The organism is Pseudoalteromonas sp. S3178, from assembly GCF_005886985.1.
Lineage (GTDB): Bacteria > Pseudomonadota > Gammaproteobacteria > Enterobacterales > Alteromonadaceae > Pseudoalteromonas > Pseudoalteromonas carrageenovora.
The window spans coordinates 41,128-56,380 of record NZ_PNCW01000018.1 but is presented as its reverse complement, the minus strand read 5'-3'; the positions used below and the strand labels follow the sequence as shown (position 1 = coordinate 56,380).

General features: G+C 39.6%; 15 protein-coding genes and 1 other RNA gene. 7 read left to right on the top strand and 9 right to left on the bottom strand.

Translation table 11 applies throughout. The annotated features are described in order from the left end of the window. The first annotated feature begins 16 nt into the window (after window positions 1-16). From petA to CWC11_RS04580, 5 genes are all read left to right on the top strand, one after another. The gene (gene petA / locus CWC11_RS04600; protein WP_058546991.1) at window positions 17-607 is read left to right on the top strand and encodes a ubiquinol-cytochrome c reductase iron-sulfur subunit; all 591 of its coding nucleotides are present in this window, start codon (window positions 17-19) and stop codon (window positions 605-607) included. Continuing rightward, window positions 607-1,872, top strand: a complete 1,266-nt coding sequence (locus CWC11_RS04595) for a cytochrome b (RefSeq protein WP_058546992.1) — start codon at window positions 607-609, stop codon at window positions 1,870-1,872. The genes petA and CWC11_RS04595 overlap by 1 nt, the downstream gene beginning before the upstream one ends. Beyond that, a complete protein-coding gene (locus CWC11_RS04590; RefSeq protein ID WP_058546993.1) occupies window positions 1,869-2,618 on the top strand; it encodes a cytochrome c1 in 750 nt (249 codons plus the stop codon). The genes CWC11_RS04595 and CWC11_RS04590 overlap by 4 nt, the downstream gene beginning before the upstream one ends. Window positions 2,619-2,698: 80 nt before the next feature. Continuing rightward, window positions 2,699-3,325 (top strand): stringent starvation protein SspA, encoded by a 627-nt coding sequence (gene sspA, locus CWC11_RS04585; RefSeq protein ID WP_058546994.1) that lies wholly within the window; start codon window positions 2,699-2,701, stop codon window positions 3,323-3,325. Beyond that, complete coding sequence (locus tag CWC11_RS04580; protein WP_138681729.1) at window positions 3,325-3,762, top strand: ClpXP protease specificity-enhancing factor; 438 nt, start codon at window positions 3,325-3,327, stop codon at window positions 3,760-3,762. Before sspA ends, CWC11_RS04580 begins: the two co-directional genes overlap by 1 nt. Window positions 3,763-3,979: 217 nt before the next feature. Here CWC11_RS04580 and dolP read toward each other — a convergent pair whose 3' ends face one another. Genes dolP through CWC11_RS04560 form a run of 4 tightly spaced genes read right to left on the bottom strand, consistent with a single transcriptional unit; the run spans window position 3,980 to window position 7,460 of the window. Continuing rightward, complete coding sequence (gene dolP / locus CWC11_RS04575; protein ID WP_058547505.1) at window positions 3,980-4,546, bottom strand: division/outer membrane stress-associated lipid-binding lipoprotein; 567 nt, start codon at window positions 4,544-4,546, stop codon at window positions 3,980-3,982. Beyond that, complete coding sequence (locus tag CWC11_RS04570) at window positions 4,539-5,132, bottom strand: SIS domain-containing protein (protein WP_058546996.1); 594 nt, start codon at window positions 5,130-5,132, stop codon at window positions 4,539-4,541. The genes dolP and CWC11_RS04570 overlap by 8 nt, the downstream gene beginning before the upstream one ends. Window positions 5,133-5,192: 60 nt before the next feature. Continuing rightward, window positions 5,193-5,564, bottom strand: a complete 372-nt coding sequence (locus CWC11_RS04565) for a YraN family protein (protein ID WP_104641995.1) — start codon at window positions 5,562-5,564, stop codon at window positions 5,193-5,195. An 18-nt stretch (window positions 5,565-5,582) separates the two neighbouring features. After that, complete coding sequence (locus CWC11_RS04560) at window positions 5,583-7,460, bottom strand: penicillin-binding protein activator (RefSeq protein ID WP_138681728.1); 1,878 nt, start codon at window positions 7,458-7,460, stop codon at window positions 5,583-5,585. Between the two features lie 62 nt (window positions 7,461-7,522). Here CWC11_RS04560 and rsmI point away from each other — a divergent pair, with 62 nt between their 5' ends. Together rsmI and rnpB are read left to right on the top strand one after the other, a co-directional pair. Next, complete coding sequence (rsmI, locus tag CWC11_RS04555) at window positions 7,523-8,380, top strand: 16S rRNA (cytidine(1402)-2'-O)-methyltransferase (RefSeq protein WP_058546999.1); 858 nt, start codon at window positions 7,523-7,525, stop codon at window positions 8,378-8,380. Between the two features lie 41 nt (window positions 8,381-8,421). After that, an RNA gene (rnpB, locus tag CWC11_RS04550) (RNase P RNA component class A) lies at window positions 8,422-8,785 on the top strand. Between the two features lie 223 nt (window positions 8,786-9,008). On the opposite strand, the gene CWC11_RS04545 is transcribed toward rnpB, so the two are convergent. The 5 genes from CWC11_RS04545 to CWC11_RS22785 form a co-directional block, all read right to left on the bottom strand. Beyond that, the gene (locus CWC11_RS04545; RefSeq protein ID WP_138681727.1) at window positions 9,009-10,412 is read right to left on the bottom strand and encodes a sigma-54-dependent transcriptional regulator; all 1,404 of its coding nucleotides are present in this window, start codon (window positions 10,410-10,412) and stop codon (window positions 9,009-9,011) included. Beyond that, entirely contained in the window at window positions 10,409-12,130 is a 1,722-nt protein-coding gene (locus CWC11_RS04540) for a transporter substrate-binding domain-containing protein (protein ID WP_138681726.1), read from the bottom strand. The genes CWC11_RS04545 and CWC11_RS04540 overlap by 4 nt, the downstream gene beginning before the upstream one ends. 283 nt (window positions 12,131-12,413) lie before the next feature. Next, complete coding sequence (locus tag CWC11_RS04535) at window positions 12,414-13,475, bottom strand: putative porin (RefSeq protein ID WP_138681725.1); 1,062 nt, start codon at window positions 13,473-13,475, stop codon at window positions 12,414-12,416. A gap of 35 nt (window positions 13,476-13,510) precedes the next feature. Continuing rightward, entirely contained in the window at window positions 13,511-14,782 is a 1,272-nt protein-coding gene (locus tag CWC11_RS04530; RefSeq protein ID WP_138681724.1) for a dicarboxylate/amino acid:cation symporter, read from the bottom strand. Window positions 14,783-14,889: 107 nt separating this feature from the next. Continuing rightward, a complete protein-coding gene (locus CWC11_RS22785) occupies window positions 14,890-15,036 on the bottom strand; it encodes a hypothetical protein (RefSeq protein ID WP_171038390.1) in 147 nt (48 codons plus the stop codon). Window positions 15,037-15,253 lie beyond the last annotated feature (217 nt).

Below are 15,253 nucleotides of genomic sequence, written 5' to 3'. Positions count from 1 at the left end.
TAGTGGAGATAAGTGGATGAGCAATGCGCCTGTAGACAATGGCCGACGTCGCTTTTTAACCATAGCTACCTCTGTTGTAGGTGGTGTTGGTGCGGCTGGGGCTGCTGTTCCTTTTATTGCGTCTTGGAATCCAAGTGAGCGAGCTAAATCTGCGGGTGCGCCTGTAGAAGTAGATATCAGCAAACTTGAGCCTGGACAATTAATACGTGTCGAGTGGCGTGGTAAACCTGTATGGGTTGTATCACGGACCCCTAAAATGCTTGAGCAGATGAAAGAACATGAAGGTCAACTTCGTGATCCGCAATCGCAAGAGCCACAACAATTAGAATCATCAACAAATGATTACCGTTCATTACGCCCAGAGATTTTTGTCGCTGTTGGTATTTGTACGCATTTAGGTTGTTCTCCAGGCTTTTTCAAAGGTAACTTTGGTGAAAAAGTTGAAGGGACTGATGATGGTTTTTACTGTCCATGTCACGGTTCTAAATTTGATATGGCTGGCCGAGTATTTCAATCGGTTCCTGCACCATTGAACTTAGAAATACCACCTTATACTTTTCTTGATGAGACCACTATTTTAGTGGGCGAAGAAAAAGGGGTAGCCTAATGTTTGGTAAAATTGTTAGTTGGATCGACGATCGTATCCCAATGACACGTGTTTGGAACATGCATATTGCACAGTATCCAGCACCTAAAAACTTTAACTTCTGGTACTTTTTTGGCTCTTTAGCCATGTTAGTACTAGTAAACCAAATCCTAACGGGTATTTGGTTAACGATGAACTTTGTTCCGTCTTCTGAAGGCGCATTCGCTTCAGTAGAGTACATCATGCGTGATGTAGAATACGGCTGGTTATTACGTTACTTGCACTCAACAGGTGCCTCAGCGTTCTTCATCGTTGTATATATGCATATGTTCCGTGGCATGATCTACGGTTCTTATCAAAAACCACGTGAGTTATTGTGGTTGTTTGGTATGTTTATTTTCTTAGCGCTAATGGCTGAAGCATTCATGGGTTACTTATTACCATGGGGTCAAATGTCATTTTGGGGTGCACAGGTAATCATTTCATTATTCGGGGCTATTCCGGTTATTGGTGATGACTTAACACTTTGGATCCGTGGTGACTACGTAATATCGGGTGCAACGCTTAACCGCTTCTTTGCATTACACGTTATTGCACTACCATTGGTTATTGTAATCTTAGTATTTTTACACATTGTTGCTCTGCACGAAGTGGGTTCAAACAACCCTGAAGGCATTGAAATTAAACGTAAGAAAGGCTCTGTTGCAGAAGAAGATAAGCCTAAATTTAAATTCCATGAGTATTACACTGACAAAAAAGACATTGTTGATGCGATACCTTTCCACCCGTACTACACAGTAAAAGATATTGTGGGTGTGGTTGGTTTCTTAATCTTGTTCTGTTGGGTTGTATTCTTTATGCCTGCGATGAATGGTTTCTTCCTAGAAGCGCCAAACTTCGAAGCGGCGAATCCACTTAAAACACCAGAGCATATTTTCCCGGTTTGGTACTTTACGCCATTCTATGCAATCTTACGTGCAATCCCTGATAAGCTTATCGGTGTTGCAGCAATGGGTGCATCAATTGTGGTATTAGCATTATTACCATGGATTGACCGTGGTCGTGTTAAATCGGTTCGTTACCGTTGTGGTTTCCACAAATGGAACATTGCAGGTTTTGTTGTAACTTTCGTTCTTTTAGGCTGGGTGGGTGCAACTCCACAAACTGATATGAAAACGATAATTTCTCAAATCTGTACTGTGACTTACTTTATGTTCTTCGTACTGTTATTTGTATACAGTAAGAATGAAAAAACTAAGCCATTGCCTGAGAGGTTAACGAAATGATGAAAAAGCTAATTATCGGTTTATTTGCTTTATCAGTTAACTTGTTGCCTAACATGGTTATGGCGGCAAGTGGGTCGGTTCCTTTAATGGAAGCGAATAACGATATATCTGATCAGCCTTCTTTGCAGCGCGGCGCAAAGTTGTTCATGAACTACTGTCTTGGTTGTCACCAAATGCAGTACCAACGTTATGAACGTACTTTCCGTGATATTGGTATTCCAACTGAAGTTGGTCAAGAGCAATTGATTTTTGATGGTTCTAAAGTAGGTAGCCATATCAAAAACGCGATTGGCAAAGAAGATGCTGCGAAATGGTTTGGTGCGGCTCCGCCGGATCTAACAAATGTTGCGCGTGTGCGTGGCAGTGATTGGATTTACACCTATTTAAAATCATTTTACAAAGATGAATCCCGCCCATTTGGCGTAAATAATACGTTATTTCCATCAGTAGGTATGCCACATGTTCTACAAGAACTTCAAGGTTTACCTACAGCTATCACTGAAGAAGTAACTGTAGATGGTGTAACAACTGTTCACATCACAGGTACTGAAACAGACGGTACGGGTGAAATGAGTGAAGGCGAATATGATGATGCAGTTCGTGATTTAACGAACTTCCTTGAGTATGTAGGTGAGCCTACACGCCTTGAATCAGAAGCGTTAGGTATTAAGGTAATTGGATTTTTAATTATCCTATTTATCTTGGCATTTATGCTTAAGAAAGAATACTGGAGAGATGTTCATTAATTTGAGCATTTTACAAGGTAATTTTGCAATAGGGGCTTAAGCCCCTATTGCTGTTTTAGTTATTTAATGGAGGTATAGGCATGGCCGTAGCTGCCAATAAGCGCCCTGTAATGACCCTTTTTTCTGGTGCTAACTGTATGTATAGCCACCAAGTACGTATCGTACTTGCGGAAAAGGGTGTAAGTGTAGATATTCATTTGGCTGAAAAGGATAACCTGCCAGAGGCACTTCACGAAATTAACCCTTACGGTACAGTGCCAACACTGATTGACCGTGAGCTTGGTTTATACCAGGCAAACATCATCATGGAATACCTTGATGAACGTTTTCCTCATCCTCCACTAATGCCTGTTTACCCGGTAATGCGTGGTCGTAGCCGTTTAATGATGCACCGTATTGATACTGATTGGTACAGCCTAGCGGACAAAATCAGCAATAATGCATCAGATGCTGCGCAAGCTCGTAAAGAGTTAACAGAAGCATTGCTTGCAATAGCACCTATTTTTAGCGAAGCACCTTACTTTATGAGTGAAGAGTTTAGCTTAGTAGATTGTTACTTAGCACCACTATTATGGCGTTTACCTGAGTTTGGTATTGAACTTAATGGTGCTGGTTCTAAAGAGCTTAAAGAATATATGATCCGTTTATTTGAACGTGAGTCATTCCAAGCCTCTTTAACTGAAGCTGAGCGTGAGATCCGTTTATAATGACGCCTAATCGTCCTTATTTATTACGTGCTTTTTTTGATTGGATTGTCGATAACGACTGTACGCCACATTTAGTGGTAGACGCTGATTACCCTGCCGTACAAGTGCCAACGCAATTTGTACAAGATGGACAAATTGTTTTAAACATAAGTCCTTCTGCAGTTACTCAGTTTTCGTTAGACAAAAACCAACTTAGCTTCGATGCGCGCTTTGGTGGCCAACCAATGCAAGTTTACGTACCAATAGGTGCTGTGCTTGCAATATATGCGCGTGAAAATGGCGAAGGAACAGTCTTTACTACAGATGAGTTTTTAGAGGACGAAGACGAATTTGTACCAGAGCTTGAAAGTGTTGATTCATCAGATGAAGTAATCGATGAAACTCCGCCAGAAAAGCCTCAGAAGAAAAAAGGCTCACATTTACGTGTTATAAAATAATACGTAAATACAAAAAACCGCTTTTAAGCGGTTTTTTTATATATTCATTTTGTGTTTATACCAATCTGCTTATATATGGGGTCTATTTAACGTTAAGAAAATTACGCTAGAACTAGGCAAAAATTTTTATATTTAGTTGTTCTAAATAAAAAATTTTTAACGACGTTATAGTGCAATTTAATTCGTTAAATTGAGCAAAGATTTATGCAGGTTGGTATCATAGATATTCAAACACTTTAATTACACGCTCTACACCTGATACATTACGGGCAATATTTACAGCCTGGGTAGATTCAGAGTCAGACACTAAGCCCATTAAAAATACTTCAGCGTTTTCAGTTACTACTTTAATGTTATTGCTGCTGATGTCTTTTGCTGTTAGTAACTGGGCTTTTACTTTAGAAGTAAGCCAAGAGTCATGTGTTTGCGTAGTAATGCCAATATTTGAACCAATACGAATTTGATTGTGTATTTTACGAATGCCTGCAACGCTCTCTATGGTGCGCTGAGCTTCGTTTTTCATTTCTTCGTTTGCTACTTGGCCTACAAGTAAAACAATTCCATTGACGCTTACAGCGTCTACATTCGCAAATTTTTCGATTCTTTCTACTTCGCTAAGTGCAATGCTGGCTTTTATTTCAATATTATTGTCATCAATTTGAGAGCCTATAGTACGGCGATCATTCGCTGCAGTTACTGCACTGGCTGTACCTGCAACAACAGCGGCTGCGCAACCTTGCAGTAATACCACAGTACCTAAGACAATAAGAGAGCGTTTAAACATAATTTTCATCCTGAGGGAAAAGCGTTAAATCAACCAGTTCGCTTAAACAGTGTAAGTTAACTAGGTGAGATTCAATAATGCGACTTGGGCGCTTAGAAGGTGTTCTAATTTCTACGTCGTTAGGGCCAAGTAAACCCACGAGTTCGCCGCCATCATCGCCAACCATAACTATGACCTTCATATCTTTAGTTAGTGCGGCTTCAACAGCAGAAATAACATGTTTTTCGTTGCCGTTAATAGCCAAAGCGAGTAGTAAATCACCTTGCTGAGCAAAAGCGCGTACTTGACGTGCAAACGTATCATGGTCGTCTACTTGCGTACTTTGCCCTAAGTTAATGTTCTCTTGCGATAAGGCAATAGCGGGTAGGCAAGGGCGCTCTGTTTCATAATGATTTACTAATACGCCTGCCATGTGTTGGGCAAGCATGTGGCAATTTGCAGTGCCACAACAAATGAGTTTATTACCGTTGATCAGGCTTTGTGCAATTGTGAATGCAGCTGATTCGAGTGCGCTAGGTAAAACTTCACCTGCGGCTATTTGTACTTGGATACTTTCTGTAAAAATTTCTTTAATTGTATCTTGCATAGAATACCAACAATTTATACCTAATCTTTATATTCAATCTAAGCTTGCTTTGAGCCAGCTTTAAAATACGTTTTTAAGCCAATTTATATTCGGGGATGACTCACCGGTTATGGCTACATAATCAATTCTTAGCGCTTGATTAGTTAAATTTTTAGCGGCTAAGTAATGATAAATACTGCGTTTTAATCGTGCTTGTTTTTGAGGGCTTAGTGCGTAATTAGCACCACCGCGAGCATTATTTTTCCTAAATTTAACTTCAACAAATACAAGCGTATCACCTTCTTTCATAATGACATCTAGTTCACCAAAGGGGCAGTAATAATTACGCTCAATAGGGGTTAACCCCTGAGTAACTAAATATTTTTGCGCTTGCAGCTCGTAATACTGGCCTTTTTCGCGACTATTTTGCCACAGCTCTTTAAACCACGACATGCCGCCCCCTTAATAACGTTAATTGATAGTTTGTATTCCACTTGCCGATTGCATAAATAAGGGCACAGGACGCTGCGTTTTTAACTGCACAGTTTTGATACGTCGATTAATGTACTGCGCCCAGTCAAGAGTGCGTTCAATATGGCCGCTGGTATTTACCGATAACTTACCGCTTAAGCCGCTATATTGATTACCAGGCATAACACTTAGTTGTCTAATGTCGTGCAATATAGATACTGCATCGTAAGCCATTGCAAACAAGCGTTGGCTGATATCTACTTGCTCAGGCCAAAGAGCATTGTATTGCTCGCGAAGGTTATGCTGCTTAATTTGTGAGTCGAGCATCCACGGTAACTCCGTAAAGTATAGGCCATCTAAATCGCCTTTATCTGTACGGTCAATTTGTTTACTGTGGCTTTTTGAGCTGGCGTATAATGGAATACGCTCTGCAAAGGTGCTTACATTCACATCTAGATAAGGCTTAATTAGGCGTGTTTCTATTGCATCGCCTAAAATGTAAATAACGTCAATGTCACTACGAGAGCGCGTTTCGTTTTCTACTTCTTGCTTAAATAATGCTTTAACCGCTGTAATACGCTGTTTAGATTTATCTACTTCAAGCAAGCTGGTAATCGTATTTGGCATATCTTTTTTGTCGTTATAAAAGCCAATTTGCGGCTTTGTCTCACTATAGCGTTGCCACTGCAAGTTAAAGTAGTCGACTAAACGTTGGCCATTTGCATTATTTGGCGCAAGTAGCATTGGTTTTTGATAACCCTTAGTTAAAAAGTGCTCTAAAGCTTGCTGCACTTCATGCTCTGGATTTAAAGCAAAGTAATAATGTTGTAGCGAAATTCGCTCACCATCAAACGTATTTAAATGCAATGTTGGCGTATCAATCAGCGTTTTTGCATTGGCAAGCTTATCTATATTGGCTTTTAACAGCGGGCCAATTACAAAGTTTGGTTTTATTTGCTCAAGCTGTGCGGCAATTTCTTGTGTACTTAAGTTTTCATCAATAAAAATAGTTTCATTAATATTTTGTGTATCTAATGCCGCTAAGGCGCCTGCTTTTAATGCATCACCTAATCTTTCATTTGGGCCTGACTGCGGAAATAAAACGACTAAGCGCTCAATATTAATAGGCGCAAGCTGCGTAAGAGATTCATCTTGCTCTGGCAAAATGGTAAACGCCGGGTGTCCAACATAGCGTCTGCGCCAATTATTAATTGCCCGATCAAGCTCTACAGTGCTGTTTGCATAAACCTGATGATATAAAGCTAAGTTAATCCAGCCTTGTTGAATAACAGAGCCACGATTAAAGCGCTCAAGCGCATAAGAAGAAAGCTTTGTTAAGTTATCCCATAGGTCTTGATTGAGCTGAGGGATTTCGATGTTATTTTTTGTTGCCGTTTCAGAGGCTCTAAAAAAGTAAGGTGCAGCTCGTTTTGGAAAGTTTTGTGAAGTATAAATACTGGCAGTTAAAAACTGATGCCACGCAAAATGCTCAGGCTGCGTAAGTTGCCCATCTAACGATTGCAAAATAACGAGTGCTTTATCATTTTTATTTTGTTGTTTTTGTGCAAAAGCAATATAAAGGCGATTTTGAATTTGATCAACGCTTGCTGTTAATTCAAGGTCACTACCAATTTGCTCTAATAAAGGCCAATTTTGTTCACTAATAGCCGCATCACGGGCACTGTAAAGTAATTGTATTTTATCGGCACCTTGGCGGTTTTGTGCTAATTGATAGATAGATTGCGCACTGGTTGCTTGATTTTGCAGTGCATTAGCGCGGTTACTTACGTTATCGCTGTTTTTAGTTGGTTTTTCGGTTGTGCTACACGCCGATAACCCTGACAATATAATTAATAGACTAACTAGTTTAAGTCGCACAAATGATTTCCCAATACGTTAACGCGATTTGCTTATATTACTGACTGACGCAGGAGACCTCAATGTTAAATGAGGAGAATTCACAGAAAATTGGCACTCTTTACATTGTTGCCACCCCAATTGGCAATTATGACGACTTAAGTCACCGTGCCATCGCGACATTATCGCAGGTTGACTTAATAGCTGCTGAAGACACTCGCCACACAGGCAAGCTACTTAGCCACTTTGGTATTAAGGCTAAAACGTTCGCATTACACGACCACAACGAAAAGCAAAAAGCACAGCAAATTATTGATCAGCTTAATCAAGGTTTAAATATTGCGCTAGTATCCGACGCCGGTACACCGCTTATTAGTGACCCAGGTTATGCGGTTGTAAATTTATGTCGTGAACAAGGGGCTCATGTAACACCAGTACCTGGTGCATGTGCAGCAATTACTGCGGTATGTTGCTCTGGATTACCCACAGATCGCTTTCAATTTATTGGCTTTACACCTGCTAAAAGTAAAGCAAGGCAAGACTTTTTCATTGAAGCGGTCAATTCGGGCATAACCAGCATAATGTACGAAAGTACGCACCGTATTATGGCAAGCCTAGATGATTTGGCACAAGCACTAGGCGATGAGCAACAAGTGGTGTTTGCTAAAGAGCTTACTAAAACCTTTGAAACCTTTTTTAATGGTAGCGTAAGCGAATTAAAGCAGTTTTTAACAGATGATCCCACTAAACAACGCGGCGAAATTGTATTAATGTTGCCGGGCAAACCAAAGTTAGTAGACGATATACCGCCTGAAGCGCGCAAAATGCTGGCACTTCTTGAGAGCGAAATGCCAATGAAAAAAGCCTGTGGTGTAGTGGCTGAGTTCTTTGGGATGAAAAAAAATGCACTATACAAAACAATTATTGAAGAAAAAGAGTAAATATTACTGCGCTTGGCTTTAGCGTCATGTATACTGCGCGCCGAGTCAGCCAAGATGATCGCTGCCTGTGACGAAAATGATCAGGGGGAGGAAAGTCCGGGCTCCACAGGGCAGAGTGCCAGCTAACGGCTGGGGGGCGTGAGCCCACGACAAGTGCAGCAGAGAGAAGACCGCCAACCTCGGTTGGTAAGGGTGAAAGGGTGCGGTAAGAGCGCACCGGGCCGCTAGTAATAGTCGGTTGCAAGGTAAACTCCACTCGGAGCAAGACCAAATAGGGTTCCTTATGGCGTGGCCCACGTTGGAACCGGGTAGGTTGCTTGAGCCATAGAGCGATTTATGGCCTAGACGAATGATTATCACTTTCTTCGGAAAGGACAAAACCCGGCTTATAGGCTGACTCACTCATTCAATAAAAAGCCCGCAGTTAACGCTGCGGGCTTTTTTGTGTTTAAATTTCACATTGAAGTTATACCAACCTGCATAAATCTTTGATCAATTTAACGAATTAAATTGCACTATAACGTCGTTAAAAATTTTTTATTTAGAACAACTAGATACAAAAATTTCTGCCTAGTTCTAGCGTAATTTTCTTAACGTTAAATAGACCTCATATATAAGCAGATTGGTATTACTGCATGTTTTTCAAACGTTTACTTAATGCAGGTTGAGATATCCCTAGTAATTGCGCTGCTAACGACTGGTTTGAGTTTGCTCGCTTCATGGCTTCTTTAACGAGTAGATCTGCCGCTTTTTTTAGAGTGGGCAAGGTGCTCGAGGCTTCAAATAAAGGCTTTTCTGGTTGAGCATATATGTTTACATCAGGCATTGAGTCAATAATGCCTTTAAATGCCTTCATTGAAAGCTCCCCTGATTGATGCGTGCTCATTGCATCAAACGCCATTGCGCGCAGTTCTCTAATATTTCCGGGGAAGCTGTAGTTTTCTAGCAAAACAAGTAACCCTGCAGGAATTGATGCTAGCTCTTTATCAAACTCATCAGCGGCGAGTGTTAAAAAGTGCTCAAGTAACAGTGCGATGTCTTCTTTTCGTTCTCTAAGCGGTGGAATATTTACATGATGAATTTTTAAACGATAGTATAAGTCGTTTCTAAATTGGCCATCTTCTTTTTTGCTGTGCAAGTCTTGATGAGTTGCAGCAATAATACGGGCATTTATTCTTTTTGGGGTATCGCTGCCAACCGGGTAGTACTCACCTTCTTGTAATAAGCGTAAAAGTTTTACTTGCGAAGCAAGGCTCAAATCGCCAATTTCATCTAAAAATAATATACCGCTAGAGGCTTTCTCAATCATGCCTTTGCGGGCTTGATCGGCTCCAGTAAAAGCGCCTTTTTTATGTCCAAATAATGTATCTGAAAATAAGTTGTCATCAAGGCCTGCTACATTTACACACACGAGTTCGCCACTACAACTGCTCGTTTCATGTATGGCTCTGGCTATGAGTTCTTTGCCGACTCCGCTTTCGCCTGTAATTAAAATAGGCTGTTGGCTATTTGAAATAGATTCTATGTAATTAAATGCCGAATGCATCTGATGATTAACACTAATAATTTTAGCAAAAGCAGGGTGCAAGGCGCTTTGATTCTCAAGCATATAACCGCGCATAGCTTGGTTTTCTAAATTTAGCTCTTGGTAGCGAATAACCTGCATTATGCTGTTGCTAAGTCTTTCTGGCTCTTCAGTTTTCACGTGGTAGTCGTATGCGCCAAGCTTAATGCATTGCACCGCCGACTCAACCTGGTTAATACCGCTAATAATTACTACAGAAATATACGGGTATAGCTCTATTATTTTTGGAAGTAGTTCATCGCCGCTTATATGTGGCATGTTTAAATCAAGCAATACAACACGTATATTGCCCGATGCTAAATGGCTCAGTACATCTGTGCTATCGCTACATTGAACAACATTATTAATGCCACAATAACGCTCAATAGCAAAAGAAATGCTGCGCAAAAAGCTTGTGTCATCGTCACAAATTAAAACTTGAAACCCGGGATATAAGTTTGTGTTCATAACTCATTCTCTTTTTGTATTAGTGGTAGTGAGAGTTTTGCTTTTGTGCCTTCGCCAAGAGTTGATTTAAAGGTTATTTGCCCCTGATGATCACGTACGATCCCAGCAGATACAGAGAGCCCTAAGCCTGTTCCACCAGATTGGCGTTTAGTTGTATAAAATGGGTCGGTTAACTTTCTTAAGTCTTTGGCGTTAATCCCAATACCCTGATCTTCTACTGTAAGCACTACACTGTCGTATTTGGAATGAAAATAAGTGGTAATGGTGATTTTTTGGCTTTTATTTTCAAGTGCTTGGCAGGCATTTAAAATTAGGTTAACAATCACTTGCTCTATTCTACTTCCCGAGCCATAAAATGTAGGTAGCTTATTAGCAAGGTTAACTTCTACATTGCTGGTTGAGTTTTTAAGTTGATTATTAACAAGACGCAAAGATCGCTTTGTTAATTCGTTTAAATCAAGGCGTTCATTTTTTTGATGGGCGGTTTCGCCTTTTACAGCAAAACTCTTTAAATCCTCAACAATGCCTTTAACTTTATTGCTTGCAACATGCATGTCGTCGAGTGTTTCTGGGAGCATATTTTTAAGGCGGTTATAGCTAACACCTGCGATTAAAAAGTCGCCATGTTCTACTTGATGCTCATCGAGGATTTCTATGGCTTGTTCAAAAGCTTCTTTAACAAACGGAAAGTTAAGCGTTAATATACTGCAGGGGTTATTTATTTCATGCGCAACGCCAGAAACAAGTACACCTAAAGATGCCATTTTATCTGCATGAAGCAGTTGTAGTTGTTGTGCTTGAAGCTCTTTGGTACGGCTTTCTACTTTTTTACGCAGTGCTTTATTCCAAATAAGTACAACGGTACTTATAAATAACAGCACGACTACAAATAAACCCGCCGCTATGCCAGCTTTTGACCAAATAGAGACCTCTAACGGGCCAAACCATTTATCGTATATTTCTTGCTGTCGGCCGGTATTTTTTAAAATAGCTAAGCCTTGGGTAAATTGCGAGAGCAGGGCTTTATCGGCTGTTTTGGTTGCATAGCCATATAAGCGGTTTCGTTCTAGGCTAGAGATCGCTTTAATGTTTGAAAGCCCTAACTTTTGGCTTAAATATAAACCCGGTAAGTTAGATACCACTGCAAAGTCGTATCTACCTGAAGCGAGCAAACGCAGTGCATCGGCATGGGTTTCAACCGGAATTAATAGAATATTTAATTTAGCTTCGTTTAGCATATCAAACGCTGAGCCGTTGGCTTGTACAATAACGCGATAGCCTTCAAGCTCTGTGTAGTTAGTTATTTTAGGGCTATCGTCTCGTGCAAATATAGAGTGATTTACATAGGTGTGAGGGCTAAAGTTATAAAGATCGGTGCGCTCTGGTGTGGCAGCCATCCCTTGTAAAATATCTATTTCACCTTGATCAAATAAAGCGCGGGTATTTTCCCAAGTATCCAATTTTATTTTGATATTTAAGCCCATTACGGCAGCAATTTCACGGCTCAACTCAACATTGTAACCGGTATACTTCCCTTTGCTATCAATAAACTCATAGGGCGGGTAGTTGTAGTCGCCACCAATAACTATTTGCTTAGTTTGCGGCTCTGCAGCGGGTTGTAGGTAATCTTCAGCGTGGCATATCGATACACTACAACCTAAAAAAGTAATAAGTAGTATGGTAAATGCAAAGTAATGTGTTTTAAAAAGTGAAACCAATTAGTTAAACCTCTTCCCTAGTTTTAATAGACTAAATATTTATGCAGGTGGACTATAATCCCTATTTTCATTTTATAGAAATTAGGTACTTATAGATATTTTTTTGCTGTTATTAAATAAATTTATGAAGTGGATATTTATTAGTAGATAAAATAGCTAGCTGAGTGATTAATTGGACATGTTTATAGTGATTTTTTAATGGTTTTAAAAAATTAATAGATTAATTTTTATTGAAATAAAAGCGATTTAAATTAAAAAATTAAATCGCTTTGTTAAAAATATATTAAAATTTCATATTCAAATTTACTTGTAGCCTGTCGCGGCCTTCGTTGTTGGTCGCAATGTCTTTATTAAGGTTATCTACGCTGTACCATCTTAAATCGGCATTTAAGTTATCAGCTATTTTATAATCAAGCTGAACACGCGTGCCTTTAATATTAGTATACGAACCCGGTGTATTAGTTTGTGTAAACGCGCCATTCATAGGTAATGCATAAGCTTCTGTGTGTAATATATAAAAGCGCACACCAAACTCTTTATTGATTTGATAGCGGGCGTGTACAGTGTAAGCGGTATTGTCACTTTGTGCTTCACTTGTATAGTAGTCGGCAGCTAAACGAAATGGCCCCATTCTTAAATCGGCATTGTAAGTCATCACATTACCAGCTTGGTCGTCATCAAGCCCTGACTCAGCACTTGCGTAAGCGGTGTCTGAGGCACTTACAAAAATACCACCAATACCCGCTTTAAATTTTATATCATTAAAGTGCGCTGCATAAACACCTTGCAGTTGCTGCCAGCTTGCATCGCGTTTACCTTCGCCATTATCTACGTTTTCTTCAAGAATTATATGCCCTGCGTTTACGCTAAATGTGTTGTTTGTCCAATTAGCTTGCACACCTTCAAGGGCAATATCATCACGAAATAGTAATTCAGATGAATGCATATAAACTGCGGCAGCTTTACCAATATATACACGAGTATTATTAATGCCCGTGTACTTCATAAAGGCTCTGTCTAAGCCAAAGTCGTCGTTGTCGGTTGTATTTGTTATGCCAAAGGTTTGATGCGTTGAATCGTGTTGGCTAGAGGTGGTTCTAAATCGCATTTGCGCAGACCAGTTTTCTGTTGCCGCATATTTAATACCAAAACGAGCACGTAATCTGGCGCGGCTAGTTGTATCGATTGTATCGCCATCAGTGCGCTCAAAGCGCATACGCATATCACCAAATAATTTAACTGCTTCTAAGCCATTTAAACCTTCAATAGTTACATCTGCATGAGCTGGTTTAACTAGCGCCATTACGCTTAATGCAATTGGTAAATATATAAATTTAGTCGTCATTTTTATTCTCTATAAAATTGGTAATTAAACAGGGTTTATTGTTTAGCTGTTTGTGGAGCATTGCTTTCTTTGTTGTAAACAGCGATATCAAGCTCACCTTCGCTTTTACCAATTAATAAAGTCACCATTAAATCACCCGTTACATTAATTGTGGTGCGTGCCATATCTAAAATACGGTCAATACCTGCAACAATTGCAATACCTTCAAGGGGTAAACCAACAGTGGTTAATACCAATGACAACATAATTAAGCCTGCGCCAGGTACACCGGCTGTACCTACAGAAGCAAGTGTGGCTGTAGCAATAATTGTGAGGTAATCGGTAGTAGAAAGATCAACACCAAAGGCTTGAGCAATAAATAATGCTAATACACCTTGATATAGCGCGGTGCCATCCATGTTGATTGTTGCGCCTACGGGTAAAACAAAGCTTGAAACAGTGCGAGATACACCTAGGTTTTGGGTGGCGCATTTTATACTTGCAGGTAAGGTTCCTGAGCTACTTGTGGTTGTAAAAGCAATAACTTGCGCTTCAATAATCCCTTTATAAAAACGCTGTGGGTTAAGCTTGCCTAGCAAGCCAACAAAGCCACCACCCAAGACTAAAATGTGAATTATGCAGCCTAGGTAAACTAAACCAATCACTTTAATAAGTGGTAATAGTACGTCTAATCCATACTTACCTGATACCCATGCCATTAATGCAAATACACCATATGGCGCAAGTCGCATTACCAGCTCTGTTAGTTTGTACATAGCGTCTGCTAGGCTTTCAAATACTTTGGCTGCTGGTTCGCCTTTTTCACCAATGAGGTTTAAAGCAATACCTAAGCTCAGTGCAAATACAATAATTTGTAAAATATTACCTGATGCTAACGATCCCACTGGATTTTTTGGTACCAGGCCTACAATAGTATTCATTAAGCTAGTACTTGGTTTAGCATCGGCAACTGTTGTGGCAACCATATTTAAGCCTGCACCTGGCTCAAAAAAGATACCGAGGCCTAGGCCAATTGAAATAGCAACAGCGGTTGTTGCTAAATAAAATACGATTGATTTAATACCAATACGGCCCATTTTTGTGGTGTCTTTCATTGAGGTAACGCCCACAATTAGTGAGCAAAATATAAGCGGTACAATTAACATTTTAATCGCACTAATAAATAACTGGCCAATGGGTTTTATATATTCAGCATTACTGCCTAAAAGCATGCCAGCAAAAATACCCGCTATCATACCTATAAGTATTTTTAGCCAGAGCGACATTTTTTTAGGCTCATTATTTTTCATACTTGTTGTATTAGTCATTTTTATTTCCAATTATTAATGGGAGTTATTTAATTTTTGGGTTGTTTAAGTTTTTAATATTGTTGATTTTTAATAGGTGATTTCGCTCAATAGCTCTTCTTTATGAGCTATTTTGGGCACGGTTCGAGGGCAGCAAATTGCATTTCGGGTTTATTGATAGCATGTTGTATTTGCATCCCATCTAAAGCATCAGCAGGGGTGTCGGTATTAGCGAGTAAATCTTTTTCTTGGCGAGTTTTATTATGTAAGTGCATAGTTAAGCTCTAATGTTGTTAGATTATTGTTATTGCATTAATAATGCCAAGCAATATAGTGTTAATAAGTTATTGATGCTGTTGGTTTTATTAGGGTTTTAGATGTTTTTTATTAATATAACTTTTTGCATAATTATCTATGGGTTATGTTTGTACTAAGCACGTTTTTGAAGTGTGTGGGAGAGTTTTATTAATTATTATCAAGGGGTTAGGTGTT